Origin of the sequence: Mesorhizobium sp. AA23 (assembly GCF_001672435.1) — a bacterium.
GTDB lineage: Bacteria > Pseudomonadota > Alphaproteobacteria > Rhizobiales > Rhizobiaceae > Mesorhizobium.
Genome location: NZ_LYTP01000006.1, coordinates 20,840 through 36,711, shown reverse-complemented (window position 1 = coordinate 36,711; position 15,872 = coordinate 20,840). Strand labels below are relative to the sequence as shown.

15 protein-coding genes are annotated in these 15,872 nt (G+C 64.9%); 7 read left to right on the top strand and 8 right to left on the bottom strand.

Translation table 11 applies throughout. The features are described 5' to 3' along the window. Positions 1 to 21 precede the first annotated feature (21 nt). From A9K66_RS07500 to A9K66_RS07475, 6 genes are all read right to left on the bottom strand, one after another. Positions 22 to 1,524, bottom strand: coding sequence for a family 16 glycosylhydrolase (locus A9K66_RS07500; RefSeq protein ID WP_067321733.1), 1,503 nt, complete (start codon positions 1,522 to 1,524; stop codon positions 22 to 24). A gap of 349 nt (positions 1,525 to 1,873) precedes the next feature. Then, positions 1,874 to 2,665, bottom strand: a complete 792-nt coding sequence (locus tag A9K66_RS07495) for a pyrroline-5-carboxylate reductase dimerization domain-containing protein (protein ID WP_067321730.1) — start codon at positions 2,663 to 2,665, stop codon at positions 1,874 to 1,876. 107 nt (positions 2,666 to 2,772) lie between these two features. Next, positions 2,773 to 3,477: an SDR family oxidoreductase gene (locus A9K66_RS07490; RefSeq protein WP_067322013.1), complete on the bottom strand. Its 705-nt coding sequence runs from the start codon at positions 3,475 to 3,477 to the stop codon at positions 2,773 to 2,775. A gap of 121 nt (positions 3,478 to 3,598) precedes the next feature. Then, complete coding sequence (locus tag A9K66_RS07485) at positions 3,599 to 4,834, bottom strand: patatin-like phospholipase family protein (protein ID WP_067321727.1); 1,236 nt, start codon at positions 4,832 to 4,834, stop codon at positions 3,599 to 3,601. Positions 4,835 to 5,003: 169 nt separating this feature from the next. Beyond that, positions 5,004 to 5,447: an SRPBCC family protein gene (locus A9K66_RS07480; RefSeq protein ID WP_067321724.1), complete on the bottom strand. Its 444-nt coding sequence runs from the start codon at positions 5,445 to 5,447 to the stop codon at positions 5,004 to 5,006. A gap of 113 nt (positions 5,448 to 5,560) precedes the next feature. After that, a complete protein-coding gene (locus A9K66_RS07475; protein ID WP_067321722.1) occupies positions 5,561 to 6,460 on the bottom strand; it encodes an SMP-30/gluconolactonase/LRE family protein in 900 nt (299 codons plus the stop codon). A gap of 105 nt (positions 6,461 to 6,565) precedes the next feature. On the opposite strand from A9K66_RS07475, the gene A9K66_RS07470 reads away from it, so the two are divergent. The 7 genes from A9K66_RS07470 (at position 6,566) to A9K66_RS07440 (ending at position 13,013) form a co-directional block, all read left to right on the top strand. Next, a complete protein-coding gene (locus A9K66_RS07470) occupies positions 6,566 to 7,285 on the top strand; it encodes a FadR/GntR family transcriptional regulator (protein ID WP_067321719.1) in 720 nt (239 codons plus the stop codon). Then, a complete protein-coding gene (locus tag A9K66_RS07465) occupies positions 7,285 to 8,487 on the top strand; it encodes a mandelate racemase/muconate lactonizing enzyme family protein (protein WP_067321716.1) in 1,203 nt (400 codons plus the stop codon). The genes A9K66_RS07470 and A9K66_RS07465 overlap by 1 nt, the downstream gene beginning before the upstream one ends. Before the next feature lie 39 nt (positions 8,488 to 8,526). Next, positions 8,527 to 9,504, top strand: coding sequence for a sugar ABC transporter substrate-binding protein (locus A9K66_RS07460; RefSeq protein WP_066993164.1), 978 nt, complete (start codon positions 8,527 to 8,529; stop codon positions 9,502 to 9,504). A gap of 158 nt (positions 9,505 to 9,662) precedes the next feature. Beyond that, the gene (locus tag A9K66_RS07455; protein ID WP_066993166.1) at positions 9,663 to 10,640 is read left to right on the top strand and encodes an ABC transporter permease; all 978 of its coding nucleotides are present in this window, start codon (positions 9,663 to 9,665) and stop codon (positions 10,638 to 10,640) included. Positions 10,641 to 10,643: 3 nt separating this feature from the next. Then, positions 10,644 to 11,375, top strand: a complete 732-nt coding sequence (locus tag A9K66_RS07450; protein ID WP_067321713.1) for an ATP-binding cassette domain-containing protein — start codon at positions 10,644 to 10,646, stop codon at positions 11,373 to 11,375. Between the two features lie 11 nt (positions 11,376 to 11,386). Beyond that, positions 11,387 to 12,142: an SDR family oxidoreductase gene (locus A9K66_RS07445; RefSeq protein ID WP_067321710.1), complete on the top strand. Its 756-nt coding sequence runs from the start codon at positions 11,387 to 11,389 to the stop codon at positions 12,140 to 12,142. Further along, positions 12,129 to 13,013 (top strand): aldose 1-epimerase, encoded by an 885-nt coding sequence (locus tag A9K66_RS07440; protein ID WP_245307424.1) that lies wholly within the window; start codon positions 12,129 to 12,131, stop codon positions 13,011 to 13,013. The genes A9K66_RS07445 and A9K66_RS07440 overlap by 14 nt, the downstream gene beginning before the upstream one ends. 252 nt (positions 13,014 to 13,265) lie before the next feature. Here the strand turns inward: A9K66_RS07440 and dinB are convergent, their stop codons facing one another. Next, positions 13,266 to 14,528, bottom strand: a complete 1,263-nt coding sequence (gene dinB / locus A9K66_RS07435; RefSeq protein ID WP_067321707.1) for a DNA polymerase IV — start codon at positions 14,526 to 14,528, stop codon at positions 13,266 to 13,268. A gap of 925 nt (positions 14,529 to 15,453) precedes the next feature. After that, entirely contained in the window at positions 15,454 to 15,738 is a 285-nt protein-coding gene (locus A9K66_RS07425; protein ID WP_067001023.1) for a hypothetical protein, read from the bottom strand. Between the last annotated feature and the right edge of the window lie 134 nt (positions 15,739 to 15,872).

Genomic DNA, 15,872 nt, shown 5'->3' with positions numbered 1-15,872 from the left:
CGAACCGATCGCCTGAAAATCTTAAGCGTGGCCCCCAAACTCGGAACCGTGATGCAGCGTGCTGCTGCCGAAGCTGTGCGTGGCAGTGCTGTGCGTTGCGGTGGTGGTGCTGCTGGTGGCGACCAGGGGGTTAGCCTCCACAGCGTCCAGCGTATAGGCGCGGATGTAGTCGATCTTCATCTCAGCCGGTGTGGCAAGATGATCCGGCGGCGCGCCGGCCTGGCCGCCGATCGCAAGATTGACCAGCATGTACATGGGCTTATCCATGTCCGAGGGCGTCGCCGCTTCCGCGACCTGCACGCCGTCATAGGTCCAGACAAGCTTGTCCGGCGTCCACAGCAGGCCATAGGTGTGGAAACCGGCAGTATCCATCGCATTCACCGTAGACCCGACCATGGTGTGCGTACCCGTCTCCATCGTATGCGCGGTCATCAGAAGCGAGTTCGGGGTCTGGCCGTATCTTTCGATGACGTCCAGCTCAGGCGGCCACGAGCCGTCTTCCGGCAGCAGCCAGAAGGCCGGCCAGGCGCCGGCGTTTTCCGGCAGGTCGGCGCGCATTTCGAAATAGCCGTATGTCTGCGAGAAGCTGTCATGCGTGGTCAGGATGCCGGACGTGTATTCGTAATTGTTGATCAGCGGCTTGATGTCCGCCGGCGCTTGCGCCGCGGTGATGGTGAGCACGCCGTTGTTCACGCTGAACGGGTGGACCGAGCTCGTCGGCGCGTAATTGGCGTCGATATACCATTGCAGCTCGTTGTTGGTGGCGAGCGTGCTGCCGTTCGGCGCGCCCCACCAGAAGTTGGTATCCCACGTGCCGCCTTGGCTGTTGTGGAGGTTCAGCGCGTTGAAGTCGTCGCTGAAAGACAGCGTCATGTCGGACTTGTCGATCGGCAGCTGGAATTGGCTGGGCTGCAGCTTGTCGATGGTCGTGTCCTTGAACATGAGGATCTCGCCGGATCCGAGGTTCAAGATGACGTTCGGTCCCGCCTGGATCATGTTCGAGTGGATGGCGTCGAAGGAAGTGAACCCATAGCCATCGAGACGGACGCTGTCAGTCGCGGCAAAATTGGCGATCAGGTCGCTTCCGTTGCCTTTCGCGATGATGAAAGTGTCGTAACCGCCGCCGCCATCGATCAGCACATCATTGCCCTTGCCGCCGTCCAGCGTCTGGTGGCCGGCCTTGGCGGTGATGATGTTGTCCAGGTCGTTTCCAAAAGCGTAGTTCTTGGCGTTGGTGACGATCAGGTTCTCGACATTGTCGGGAAGCGTGTAGCTCATCCATGTGCTGATTGTGTCGATGCCTGCCCCATAGCCCTCGGCCACCTTGTTGCCCGCGGCATAGAGATAATAGATGTCATCGCCGTAGCTGCCGTGCATGGTGACATTGACGCCGGAAGCTCCATAGAAGGTGTCGTTTCCGGAGGTGCCCCACAAGTCCGGTCCGGACCCCGCCGCCGAGTACCAATGGTTGGACGAGCCGCTATAGGGGAGAGGAACGCCTACGGCATTGACGAAGCTGCTCATCGGACAACCCTCCTCGCAATACACGGCTTGCTTGAATCGGCGATGCGAACTCAACCGATCGCTAGCGGGTCAACTGGTAATTCCGGGTATCGTTCCAAGGAATTGTGTAATAGTACAGAGAAAATTTGCCGTTCAGCGATCAATTATTCGCAAGAAAAGAGAGTGAGAACGCCCTAATACAATCTGTACGCGAGGGCTCACTCAGTTTTACACAATATTACTAATTTCTTTATCAAAAATTAAGCATCGCGCGGGAGGGGCCTAGGCGGCACGACTCTCCTGAGCGGCGGGGCCGATCCGGCGGATGCTCGCCTGATGCTTTCCGCGCTCAAAGGGCAGCGTCGTCGGCTCACGCCTTGCCCATCGCGATCGACTTCAGGAACGCGGCCGCCAGTCCCTTGGCAACGGCCTGGTCGAAGCCTGCTTCGCGCATCGTCTCGATCGCGGCCGCTGTCGTGCCGCGATAGCCGAGAAAGGCCTCGACCGTATCGGTCGGAGAAGCGTCGTTGAGCTCCAGCAGCCGGCCGGTTCCGGTGAGAACGGTGTTGACCGCGCGGCGCGCGACCTCCGGCTTGAGGCCGAAGGCCTCGGCGTCGCGCATCATCGCTTCGGCGAGCAGGGCAGGGAAGGCGGGCCCCGAGCCCGTCAGCCCGGTGAGATAGTCGATGTCGCGCTCGCTGCCGACCTCATCCTCAACGCCGCAGGCTCCGAAGATCGCGCGCACGGTCGCGCGGTCCAATTCGGTGGCGTCGCCGCTCGCGATCCACGGCGTGTACGATTTGCCGACCTCGGCAGCCGCGTTGGGCAGCGTGCGCACCACGCGGCCGGTGCCGTGCTTCTCGCCGATCTCGGCCAATCGGATGCCGGCCATAACCGAAATCACCAGCTTGCCCTTGGCATCCAGCTCGAGCGACGGCCAGTCCTGCGGCTGCACGGAAAGCATGATGACGTCCGAGCGGTTGGCGAGCGCCTGGTTGTCGCCGGTCCAGAAGACGCCTGGAAAGCGATCCGGTTTGGTGCTCCGATAGGAGAGGGTGAGGCTCTCCGCCCGCACCACGCCGGCCGAAAGCGCGGCACCCGCGATGGCGCCGCCCAGCCAGCCGGCGCCGCCGACAATGCCCAGCCTGAGTGAAGCGCTCATTTGTGTCTCCCTTGCAGTCTTAAGGGTGCGGCAGGCGGCGGCCATTGTCCAGCGGTCAGCCGCAGCCGCGTACCGGCGAGCGACAGCTGTGCCTGCCGAAACGAGCCTCAGTACCCCCGCATCAATCCACCATCGACGCGGATGTTCTCGCCGGTGATATAGGCCGCGCCGTCGGAAGCGAGGAAGGAGATCGTTGCCGCCACTTCTTCGGATGTGCCGTAGCGCTTCATCGGCACGCTCTGGCGGCGTTCCTCTACGCCGGGCAGGCTGTCGATCCAGCCCGGCAGCACGTTGTTGATGCGGATGTTATCGGCCGCATAGGTGTCGGCAAAGATCTTGGTGAAGGCGGCGAGCCCGGCGCGCGCCACCGCCGAGGTCGGGAAGGCGACGCTCGGCTCGAACGCCCAGGCGGTCGAGATGTTGATGATGACGCCCGCCTTCTGCTTCTGCATCACCGGCGTCACCAGCCGGGTCGGTCGCACGACGTTGAGGAAATAGGTGTCGATGCCCTTGTGCCAGTCTTCGTCGCTGATCTCGATGATCTGCGCGCGCGGCCCGTGGCCGGCGCTGTTGACCAGCACGTCGATGCGGCCCCAGCGTTCCAGCGCGCCGTCGGTCAGCCGCTTCAGATCCTCGTTCGACTGGTTGGAGCCGGTGACGCCGAAACCGCCGAGTTCGTTGCCCAGCGCTTCGCCCTTACCGGAGGAGGAGAGCACGCCGACCTTGAAGCCGTCGGCGGCCAGCCGCTTCGCCGCCGCCGCGCCCATGCCGCTGCCCCCCGCCGTCACCAGAGCTACTTTTTCTCCTGCCATGTCGCTGTCCATCCTTGTTGAAAGCGCCTCTGTTAGCACGCGGCGGTGCAGGGCACGAACCGGTTTGGATTGCGCCACGATGCCGATTGGCGAAAGCGGACGCGGAGTCCGAACGCCATGCTCACACCTTGAAACCGCTCATCAGCGCCTTCGACACCACCGCACAGCGTCCGGGCTTCACGTCGCCCGCCTTCAGTGGCACGCCCTTTCCAGCCGGCACCGCCGGCCGGTACCAGCTCCGCAGCGCCTGGTCGCTGGCGCAATAGCCCCAATTGACGAGATCGATCGTCTCCTCGCTTCCCAGGAAATGAAGCGACGTGCCGATATCGGCAGGCGCGATTGCCGCGCTTTGCACGAAGCTCGGCTCGGCGGCGTCAGGCTTGCTGGCGATCGACCAGTAGACGCCGCGGGTGGCGGCATAGTCGGGCCGGGTCGCGTCATTGGGCAGGCCCTGGTCGTCGGCATCCTTCGCCGCCTGGAAGCGGGCGATGAGGTCGCGCCGCCGGAGCGAGCGCACCTGGTTGTCGGTGGTGTCGAGCACGCGCTTCAACTGCGAGAACCAGTTCCAGTAGCCGGAGCCGGACGCTCGCCAGGGCGCGCCGGCGTCGCTGACCAACAGCCAGCGGCAGCGCTTCAGCGCCGGCTCGATGCCGTGATTGTCATAGACGCCGCCATCGGTGAGCACGGCGCGGCCGGCCGGGACCGGCGGGCCGACGCTCGCGTCGAGCTTGTCGTTCTCCCACGCGAACTGAGTGAGGTCGAGCCTGAGCGGCGACAGAAACGGCGGGAAGGCAGACGACGCCGCGACCGCGGTCGCGACCGGCAGGTCCGCATGCTTGGCCATGCCGATCCGGTAATCGGCAATGTAGCGGTTGGACATGCGAAACAGCGAGCCGGTGCTGAGATTGCTCGAGCAGAACACGAACCACGGACGCCGGGTCAGGCTCTTCAGCGTCGGCACCTTGCCGTCGAACAGATGGCGCTCGTAGCAGGTGGCGACTTCGCGCGCCGCGCTCGAAAACGGGTTGAACACGCCCTTGAGGATCGACGGCGCGTCAAGGAAGACCTGCGAGAAAGCGAGGATTTTTTCGACGTAAAGCTCGCGGAAATTCGTGGCAACGCCGTCGGCAAAGCTGAGGCGCGGCCAGAGAACCGCAAGCAGCCCGGCGGCGATCGAGCCGCCCGAGACCGAACTGACCATGTCGATTTTCTGAAGCAGGCCGGCCTCGTTCAGCCGGCAGAGCACGCCGGCATGGAACAGCATGGCGCGATAGCCGCCGCCCGACAGGCAGAGGCCGAGCTCGTAATGCTCGACCTTGTCGTCAGCCGGTGACGATCCGGCTGGAATCGGCTCCATCGCGCCCCCCTTCTGCCTGTCCGTTCGGCATTCGAGCTCGGCTTTGCTCAATCCAGCCCAGCGCAGCCATTCTGGCAAGCGGGGGAAACGCGTAACGTCGCGGATTGGAAATCGGGCCGCGTGCCGGCCGCTCCGTCGCGGCCGGCTGCATAGACCCTGCGATCGATCTTTACTGACTGATCTCGGGCTCGACGAGCCTTGCCAGGTTCTTGAGCGACTCCTGCCAGCCGAGATAGCAGGCCTCGGCGGGGATGGCGTCCGGAATGCCGGCCTGGGTGATCTCCATCTCCGTGCCGACCGAGACTTTCTTCAACGTCACCGTCACCTGCATCTCGCCGGGCAGGTTAGGATCGTCGAACTTGTCGGTGTAGCGCACGAGCTCACCCGGAACGAGCTCGACATAGTCGCCGCCGAAAGCATGGCTTTCGCCCGTGGTGAAGTTGCGGAACGACATTTTGAAGTTGCCGCCGGCCTTTGCATCCAAGTGATGCACCGTGCAGGTGAAGCCGTTCGGCGGCAGCCATTTCGCCAGCGCGTCCGCCTCGATGAAAGCGCGATAGACTTTTTCAGGTTTGGTGGAAAGCACGCGGTGCAGGCGGACAGTGCTGGGCATTTCGTTTCTCCTGTTGATTGCCGGTCTATGCTCCTATGACGAACGGTGATTGGCCAGTCCGACATCGATGGTGAAGTTTTTTGATCGCTGCTGCCGATCTCTCGATGGGGAGATTATCCGAACCGGTTGCCTTGCACGCCGCGCACGCCGGGCCTGAGCGCGAACAGGCCGCCTTCGAAGGGGTTGGCGTCGAGATGCTCGGCGCTCATGGTGAAGCGCGCCGAGGTGACGAACAGCGTGTCGAGGCCGGGGCCGCCGAAGGCGCAGCTCGTCGGCCAGCTGCAGGGCAATTCGGCGATCCGGTCCAGCCTGCCGTCGGGCGCGATGCGGGCGAGGCAGCTTCCGCCAACCACCCGGCAGTTCCAGATATAGCCCTCTGCGTCAAGGCAGGAGCCGTCCGGCAGGCCGCGCTCGAAGCCGGTGAAGAAGGGGAGCGCCCGGCCGAGCCGTCCCGCCTTCTTGTCCCAGTCATAGCTGTAGAGCGCGTTCTTCGTCGTGTCGGCGGTGACGAAGCGTCCGTCGGGCAGCCACACCATCGTGTTGGTGATGCCGAACCGGTCTTCGCTGAGCGGCGTCGCTTTGCCCTCCCGGCCGACCCGGTAGAGCCGACCTTCATCGCTGGCGATGGGCACCGGCGCGTCGTCCGGGCCGATGTTGTTGGCCATCGTTCCAACCCAGAACGAACCGTCCGGCGCCACCACGCCCTCGTTGAGCCGCGTTCCCGGCCTGTCGTCCTCGATCGTCGCGAGCGTCCGGAACGGCCCATCGAAGTCCCATAGCGCGATCTCCTTGCGCAACCCGACGATCGCGCCGCCGTCGTTGCGCAGGCCGACCGAGGTCACGAGATCGGGCGTCTGCCAGCTTTCATGCGCGCCGCTCAGCGGATCCAGCCGATGGATCCTGCGGCCGATGATGTCGACCCAAACCAGCCTTTCGCGGCGCTCGTCCCACACCAGGCTTTCGCCGACCACGTCGCGCGCATCGAAGATCAGGCCGGCTTGCTTCTCGTGCATGGGGCGCCTCGGGGCAGGGTGTCAGAAAATCAGCTTGACATATATCTTTAAGCCGAAATATGAGCAATTCAACATCAACCTGTCATACAGGTGTTGAGGAAACGGATGCAAGAGCAGACGGACCCACGGGATGAACCGAGTCCTGGCCTGGTCAGCACGGCGATTCAGGCGATAACCCAGCACATCCGCTCGGAAGGCCTGGCGCCCGGCGATCCGCTGCCCAGCGAGGCGGCCATGACGCGCCAGCTCAACGTTTCCCGAACGGTCGTGCGAGAGGCCTTCCGCTCGCTGTCGGCGATGCGGCTGATCGACATGAGCGCCGGGCGCCGCGCCACCGTCGCCAAGCTCGACACCGGCGCCATGTCGATGGTGATCGAGCATGGCATCACCACCCAGCAGATCAGCGTGCAGCAGGTCTATGACGTCAGGCGCACCATCGAGATGCGCACCGTGGCGCTGGCCGCGCTGCGCCGCACCAACGCGGAAGCCGCGGCGATCGCCCAGTCGGCCCGGCTGATGCGCGAGAGTTGCAAGAGCCCCGAGACCGTCATGGAGCATGACATCGCCTTCCACGAGGCGATCGCGGCGGCCTCGCACAATCCGGTCTTTTCGCTGATCGTCACCGCCTTCAGCGGCGTGACGCGGCGCACCTGGGTCATTGGCTGGCGAACCCGTTCCTCCGACGAGGACCAGCTCAAGATGATCAAGGGCCATGAGGACATCGCCGACGCCATCCTCAAGGGCGATCCGCGGCTTGCGGCCGAGCATATGGCCGAGCATTTCGACAAGAGCGTCAAGGCGCTGATCGACGCGGGGTTAGCCTGATGAAGATCCGCGCCATCGAGACCGTGCGCATCGAGGAACGGCCCAACCTGCTCTGGGTCGAGGTTCATACCGACGAGGGCATCACCGGTCTCGGCGAGACGTTCTATCTATCGCGCACCGTCGAGGAATATCTGCACGAATATGTGGCGCCCAGGGTGATCGGCCGCGATCCGCTGGAGATCGATCTTTTGGCCGCCGATCTCGTCGGCTATCTCGGCTTCCGCTCCAGCGGCGCCGAGGTGCGCGGCAACTCGGCCTTCGACATCGCGCTGTGGGACATTTTCGGCAAGGCCACCGGCCAGCCGGTCGCGCAGCTGCTCGGTGGTTTCAGCCGTCGCTCGATCCGCACTTACAACACCTGCGCCGGCACCGAGTACATCAAGGACGCCAAGGGCCAGACGACGGCCAATTACGGCATCGGCGCCGGGCGCGATTACGACGATCTCAACGCTTTCCTCACCCGCGCCGGCGAGCTGGCCGAGGAATTGCTCGCCGACGGCATCACCGCCATGAAGATCTGGCCGTTCGACCACGCGGCGGAGAAGACGCGCGGCAACGACATCTCGGCAGCCGACTTGAAGGCGGCGCTCGAGCCTTTTGAAAAGATTCGCAAAGCCGTCGGCGACAGGATCGACATCATGGTCGAGTTCCATTCGATGTGGCAGCTCTTGCCGGCGATGAGGATCGCCGAGGCGCTCAGGCCCTACGCCACCTATTGGCACGAGGACCCGATCCGCATGGACAGCCTCGGCGATTTGAGGCGTTACGCCGCCGCCAGTCCGGCCCCGATCTCGGCCTCCGAGACGCTGGGCAGCCGCTGGGCTTTCCGCGACCTTCTGGAGACTGGAGCGGCGGGGATCGTCATGCTCGACATCTCCTGGTGCGGCGGCCTGTCGGAGGCGCGCAAGATCGCTTCGATGGCCGAGGCTTGGCGGCTGCCGGTGGCGCCGCACGACTGCACCGGTCCGGTCGTGCTCGCAGCGTCCACCCATTTGTCGCTCAACGCGCCCAACGCGCTCGTCCAGGAAAGCGTGCGCGCCTTCTACCGCACCTGGTACCGCGACTTGGTGACGGCGCTGCCCGAGGTGAAAGACGGCATGATCACCGTGCCGCCGGGGCCTGGGCTCGGGCTGGCGCTCAGTCCCGATCTTGGCAAGGCCTACACCGTCCACCGCCGCGTCAGCAGCCAGACGGACATTTAGCCCAAGACGCACATCTAGGATCCATAGGGAGGAACAAACATGAGAAAACTGACAGCAATGCTTCTGCTCGGCGCCGCCCTTATCGGCGGGCAATCGGCCGCCAAAGCCGACGGGCTCAACATCGTCTTCACCCATCATTCGTCGGCCTCCAACACATTCTGGCAGGCGGTGAAGAAAGGTTTCGATGATGGCTGCGCCAAGGTCGAGGCCAACTGCAACATGGTCTTCACCCAGACCGAGGGATCGATCGAGCAGCAGGTCGCGAACATGCGCGCGGCCCTTGCCGCCAAGCCCGACGCGCTGCTCACCTCCATCGTCGACGACCATGCCTTCGACGATGTCATCAAGGAGGCCCGCGACGCCGGCGTGGTGGTGATCGCCGTCAATGTCGACGACACCGAAGGCGCCAAGGGCAATGCGCGCCAGGCCTTCATCGGCCAGGGCTTCAAGCCAGCCGGCTACTCGCTCGCCAAGGCGATTTCCGAGAACTTTCCGAAGGATGGTCCGATCAAGGTGCTGGTCGGCATTTCGGCGCCGGGCCAGAACTGGTCGGAAACCCGCGGCGCCGGCGTCATGCAGTTCCTCGAGGAGTACAAGGCCGCTCATAAGGACCGCGACGTTTCGTGGGAGCGTATCGACAGCGGCACCGACCTCGCCATCACTTCCGACCGCGTCGGCGCCTATCTCAACGCGCATCCCGACACCACCGCCTATTTCGACACCGGCTTCTGGTGCGCCGGCGTGGCGCGCGTGCTGGCCGATCGCGGGGTCGCGCCCGGCAAGGTCCTGCTCGGCGGCTTCGATCTCGTGCCGGAAGTGCTGCAGCAGATGCAGAAGGGCTATGTCCAGGCGCTGGTCGACCAGCAGCCCTACATGCAGGGCTTCATGCCGGTGATGGAAGTCTATCTCAACAAGAAGCTCGGTCTTGCGCCTTCCGACATCGACACGGGGCAGGGCATCGTGCGCCAGAAGGACGCCGATGCGATCATGGCGCTGTCCGCGCAGGGCATGCGCTGAGGTCGCATGCCTTTGAGATTGGCCGAGACGCCCGTCACCGAAATGCTGGCGGGACATCACCCCCCTCTGTCCTGCCGGACCGTCCGGCAGGACAGAGGGGGGTGTGAAGGAACGCGGCGCCACAGTACCTTTCACAATCACCGCACCGGAGCCTTTCATTGAAGCGCCTGTTCAAGACCTATCTCGAGAAGCCGGAACTGGCCGGGCTGATCCTCCTGGTGCTGCTCATCGTCCTGTTCCAGGTCCGCTCCCACGGCGTGTTCCTGAACCAGGACAATCTGCGCGGCATCCTCGGCATCCTGCCGGAGGCCGGCCTCGTCGCCATCGGCGTTACCATCCTGATGATCAGCGGCGAGTTCGACCTGTCGGTCGGTTCGGTCTTCGCGCTGATGCCGATGACGATGGCGGTGCTGATGGTGCAGGGCTGGCCGTTCCCGCTGGCGCTGCTCGCCGGGCTGCTCGTCTCGGCGGCCATCGGCTTCATCAACGGTTACGTCACCATCCGCTTCGCCATCCCGAGCTTCATCACCACGCTCGGCATGCTCTTCATGGCGCGCTCGCTCACCGTCGTCGTGTCCGGCGGCTTCCCGCCGCTGCTGCCCGCCGACCTGCCGACTTGGCTGTTCACTTCCTTCGTCGGGCCGGGCAACATGTTCCGCATGTCGTTTCTGTGGTTCGTCGCGGTCGCGGTGCTGACCTCGCTGATGCTGTCGCGCACCAATTTCGGCAACTGGATCAAGGCTACCGGCGGCTTCCTGCCGGCCGCCGCGGCGATGGGCATCCCGACGGCCAGGGTCAAGATCGTCTGCTTCATGCTGTGCTCGGTGCTCTCGGGCTTCGCCGGCATGCTGCAGGTGCTGCGGCTGGGGTCGCCGCTGCCTTCGATCGGCGAGGGCATGGAGCTGCAGGCGGTGGCATCCGCCGTCATCGGCGGCGCCTCGCTCGCCGGCGGCATCGGCACCGTCATGGGCGGCATCATCGGCACGACGCTCATCCGCGTCATCGACAACGGCCTTGTGCTCAGCCATGTCGACGCCAACTGGTTCAAATTCGCCATCGGCTTCCTGACCATCTTCGCCGTCGTCGCCAATGCCTGGATGCGCAAGCGCGCCAAGGCCATCAAGATGGAGGGCTGAGCCGTGAGCGACGCCATCATCTCGGTGCGCAATCTGCACAAATGGTATTCCGGCGTGCATGCCCTCAAAGGCGTCACGCTCGACTTCAAGCGTGGCGAAGCGCTCGGCCTGGTCGGCGACAACGGCGCCGGCAAGTCGACCTTGATCAACATCCTGTCCGGCGTCCACCGTGCCGACCAGGGCGAGATCAAGGTCGAGGGCAGGGACGTCCGCATCGCCACCCCGCGCGACGCGATGGATCTCGGCATTGAGACCATCTACCAGTACAATTCCATGGTCCCCACCATGTCGATCGCCCGCAACCTGTTCATCGGCCGTGAGCCGACCCGGTTCTCGATCCTCGGCGTCGGCATCCTCGACCAGAAGAAGATGGCCGAGGAAAGCGTGCGCGCCATCGCCAATGTCGACCTGCATCTGCGCTCCCCCGATGCGCTCGTCGGCGAGCTCTCCGGAGGCCAGCGCCAGGGCGTCGCGATCGCGCGCGCCATGCACTTCAAGTCGAAGGTGATGATCCTCGACGAGCCGACCAATCACCTCTCGGTCAAGGAGACCAACAAGGTGATCGGCTTCGTGCGCGGCCTGAAAGAACAGGGAGTGACGGGCGTCTTCATCAGTCACAACATGCACCACGTCTTCGAGTGCTGCGACCGTATCGTCGCGATGGCGCGCGGCGAGATCGTGCTGGACAAGCGTATCGGCGACACTTCGATCGACGAAGTCCATTCTGTCCTGTGAGGGGTTAGGCAATGAAGGCGCTCGCTGGTCGTAAAGTGTTGCTGACGGGCGGCCTCGGCTCGCTTGGCCGGGCCCAGGCGGTGACGCTGGCGCGGGCCGGCGCGCGCGTGCTGGTGCTCGACCGCCCCGACATTAGTGAGGGCGAGCAGACGGTGGCGGGACTTGCCGGACAGGCCAGGGGCGATATGGCCTTCGTCGGCTGCGATCTCAACCGGCTGGCCGAGGCGGAAGCGGCTGTTGCCGCGCTGGCGGCGAAGGAAGGTGGGATCGATATCCTGATCAACAACGCGGCGCTGATCATCAACCGGCCGTTCGAGCAGTTCTCGCTGGCCGAATATGAGGATCAGATCCGCGTCAATTCCTCGGCCGCCTTTGCGCTGGCGCGGGCCTGCGCGCCGGGCATGAAGGCGAAGGGCTACGGCAAGATCGTCAACTTCTGCTCGATCACGCTCAACGGCCGCTGGGACGGCTACGTACCCTATGTCGCCTCGAAGGGCGCCATGCTCGGTCTCACCAAATCGCTGGCGCGCGAGCTCGGGCTGCATGGCATCCGCGTCAACGCCGTGTCGCCCGGCGCGGTGGTCTCGGAGGCGGAGGCGCGCGTCTTCGGCGACCGGTTGAAGCAGTACAATGACTGGATCCTCGAGAACCAAAGCCTCAAGACGCGCATCGAGCCTGAGAACATCGCCGAGCTCGTGCTGTTCCTCGTCTCACCCGCCTCCGACATGATCAGCGGCCAGAACATCGCCATCGATGGCGGCTGGTGAGGATATGGCCGGCGCGGTCGAGCTGAACGACGGGCAGGCGAGGCTGGTCCTGGCGCCTGAGAAGGGCGCGGCGATCGCGCGCTATGACGCACTGGTGATCGGCAGCGCGCCGGTACCGCTGCTGAAGCCGGGCGATGGCACCGGCACGTCCGGCTGCCAACTCCTGGTGCCGTGGTCGAACCGCATCTCCGGCGGCGGCTTCACTTTCGACGGCCGCTTCCACGCCGTCGCGCCGAACATTCCGGGCGAAGCCTTTCCGATCCATGGCGACGGTTTCCAAAAACCGTGGCGGCTCGCCCGCCGCACTGACACCGAGGCGGAGCTGGTGCTCGACGAGGGCGCGATCGGTCCTTACCGCTATGCGGCTACCGTGACCTATGCGCTGCGGGACGGCGCGCTGGAGGCGCGGCTGACGGTGGAGAACCGCGCCGGCATGCGCCTGCCTTACGGCCTCGGTTTCCATCCCTGGTTCCCGCGCGGCGACACAACGCTGCTCGGGGCCAAGGCGAGGCGCGTCTGGCTGGAGGACGAGTGCCATTTGCCGGTCGGCGTCGTGCCGGTGAGCGAGCGCCCGGCCTGGGATTTCTCGCGCTCCATCCCGCTGCCGTGGGACTGGGTCAACAACGCCTTCGACGGCTGGAATCGTCGCGCCTCGATCACGCAGCTCGAGGAGGGGATCAGGATCACGCTCACCGCCTCGCCGGAGCTCGGCGTCTATATCCTCTATTCGCCGTCATCCGACGCCGACTTCTTCTGCTTCGAGCCGGTCTCGCACCCGGTCGATGCGCATCACGGCGAAGGGCTGACGGTGCTTGAAGATGGGCAAACGATGAGCGCGACGATGCGGCTGGACTGGGCTGTGGCGGGTTGAGGGCAGCCGACCGAGCGCGTGATCTCAACCCTTGAGGGGGAGACGGCCGGCAGGCCAGAGAGGGTCGCGAAGGATCGCGGCCGTTCGTCATCCTAGGGTCTGCGCTGCGTCGTTTCGCTCCTTGCTTCGCCCTAGGATGACGAAGGGATAGGTCGCCGCCCCCTCTGTCCTGCCGGCCCATAAGGGGGAGATCGGAGGGCGCGTCGGCTTTCGCCAATCTCCAGCGCCGCAGAGCATGCCGAAGCACCTCCCTCACAGCTCCTTCTCCGCCAGCTCCCTGAATTCATCCGGCACCGAGCGCGCTGCTTGCAGCGCGACGGTGCCGTAGCCGACGGCCTGCTTGCCGAAGCGCCGGCGGATCTTGTCTATGGCGCGGTCGGCGCCGAAGCGGGCGAGGCCTTTGCGGCTGCCGGGCTTCAGCTTCTCGTCCGCCAGGCCGAGCGGCAGTTCGAGCTGCAGCTCGGCATGCTCTTCCAGATGCGAGACCGAGATCGCCAGCAGCGAGATTTCCCGTTCGCCCGGGTGAGCGGCGAGCACGCCTCTGACCAGCTCTTCCGCGACGTCAGCGAGCATGGTCGTCGCCTGGATCGGCTGCTCCAGCGTCACCGAGCGCGTGACCGCGCGCATGTCGGCAAAGCGCACGCGCACCGTCACCGTGCAGCCGGGCCGGTCCTTGGCGCGCAGGCGGCTGGCGACGCGATCGGCGAGATGCAGGAGCGTCGGCACGAAGACGCGCGGCAGCGCCGGTTTGCGGCCCAGCGCCGACTGCGCGCCGGCGGAATGGGCGCGGCGATGCGTCTCCAGCCGGCGCGGGTCGCGGTTCCAGGCAAGGGCCGCGAGCTTCTGGCCGGCGGCATGGCCGATCAGCCGCTCCAGCGCGCCGCTATGCGTGCGCGCCAATTGCCCGATCGTCTCGACGCCGATCTCGGCGAGCCTGGCTTTGGTTGCCGGACCGACGCCCCACATCAGCGACACCGGCAAATCGTGCAGGAAGGAAAGCTCGGTGCCAGGCTCGACCACCACCAGCCCGTCGGGCTTGGCCACCTGCGATGCGATCTTGGCGAGATGCTTCGTCCGTGCCACCCCGATCGAGATCGGCAGGCCGAGCTCGCTCTTCACGCGGCGGCGGATGGTTCGCGCAATTTCGTCCGGCGGTCCGAACAGATGCGTGCAGCCGGCGACATCGGCGAAAGCCTCGTCGATCGAGATGCGCTCGACCAGCGGCGTGAAATCGTCGAGCACCTTGATCGCGGCGTCGCCGAGACGCTGGTATTCGCCGAAGCGGCCGCCGACGAAGATGAGCTGCGGACAGAGCTCGCGCGCCCTGCGGCCGGGCATGCCGCCGCGCACGCCAAAAATCTTCGCCTCATAAGAAGCGGCAAGCACTACGCCGCCGCCGACTGCGATCGGCTTGCCGCGCAGCGACGGGTCGAGCAGTTGCTCGACCGAGGCGTAGAAGGCGTCGAGATCGGCATGCAGGATCGTAGCGGCCGAAGCGGCGTTCGTGGCGGCCATCGCGCTCCCGGCTCCATCCATCCGCTTTGCGGCATCGCAGCATTAGCAGCAACTGTTGTAAGCGGTAATGCGTGTGAACATAAAGAGAACAAAAGGAGTTTCCTGTCAAGCCGGCCAGCTGGGGATGAGAACATCTGCAACCCGTCACAACCAAGGGCTTTGACCGGTTGCGCCGGTGTGCTCCCCTTTGACGGGTTGACCGCGAGACCAGGGAGGGGCGGGAAGGATCGCGGCCCAAAACTGCGTCATGCTAGGACGAAGTCAGGAGCCGATTGCTAATCTAAGTTGCTTGGCGCGGCGCGAAATCGATTTTGCCGCGCAGGCCCTATTGCAAGCACGCTCTGCCGGTGTTTTGCTGTTCCTTGCGCCTGGCACGACGGTGGTTGAGGGGCCACCCCGTTTGTCGCCCCTTGGGGAGAATCCTGTGAACCCTAGGCAAGTGAATTTCGCCAATAGGGCCGCGGCAAAGCCAGGCCCCGTCCGCGATAGTCCATTTTCATTTCCGCTCGCGGGCGCGCGCTCACCGCGCCCATCGAAACCGCCATAGGCGAGGCCAGGCCGGGTGGAAGGCGATACTCGGAAAATCAGAAAAACTGGGAGGAATCGATGCTTCATCAGGTAGGGAAAACGGAAACCCGTCCGCCGGTCGGGGCAGTGCGCCGCACTCCGCCGGCGCTTCGCCAGTGCTGCGACAACTATATCTGTCCGACCTGCGACCAAGTCGTCGAACTGACGGACTTCCGCCAGGTCGTCTGGCATCAAAGGCCGGGCCATCGGCCGATGGAATTGGATGACTGAGCGGACCTGCCCGAGAAAAGAGGGCCCGAGAGAAAAAGGGCCCGCGCCTACCAGAGGAATGCGCGGGCCGAAGCTGGAGTAGCCATTCGATAAACGCGCAGCCGGCCTACCGGTTGCGCCAGGCGGATCAACCGCCGTTGGCCGGAGCCGGGGCCGGAGCCGGAGCGGCAGGCGCGGGTGCCGGCGTCGTCGACGGTGCCGCAGGCGTCTCCACCTTGGGCGCCTCGACCTTCGGCGCATCGAGCTTCACATTGACATCCGTCGATCCGCCACCGCCGGTGCGGCCACCGACATTGATGATGCCGGTAAAGAACAGCAGGGCCACGATTGCGATGATGGCAAGAACGATGGCCACTGCTGTGCCGGCGCCGCCCCCGCCACTGGTGTTTACAACTGTAGGTCTGTCGGCCATGGTTTCCTCTCCTCTGCCGATTGGGATGTCGTGGCAACGGCGCCAAAGCTGGAATGTTCCTGCTTTCGGGCCACGGTCCCTTGTCAGGCGGGACCTGAGGCCGCACCTTTGAGCGCAGAGGTCCGAATGCGCTA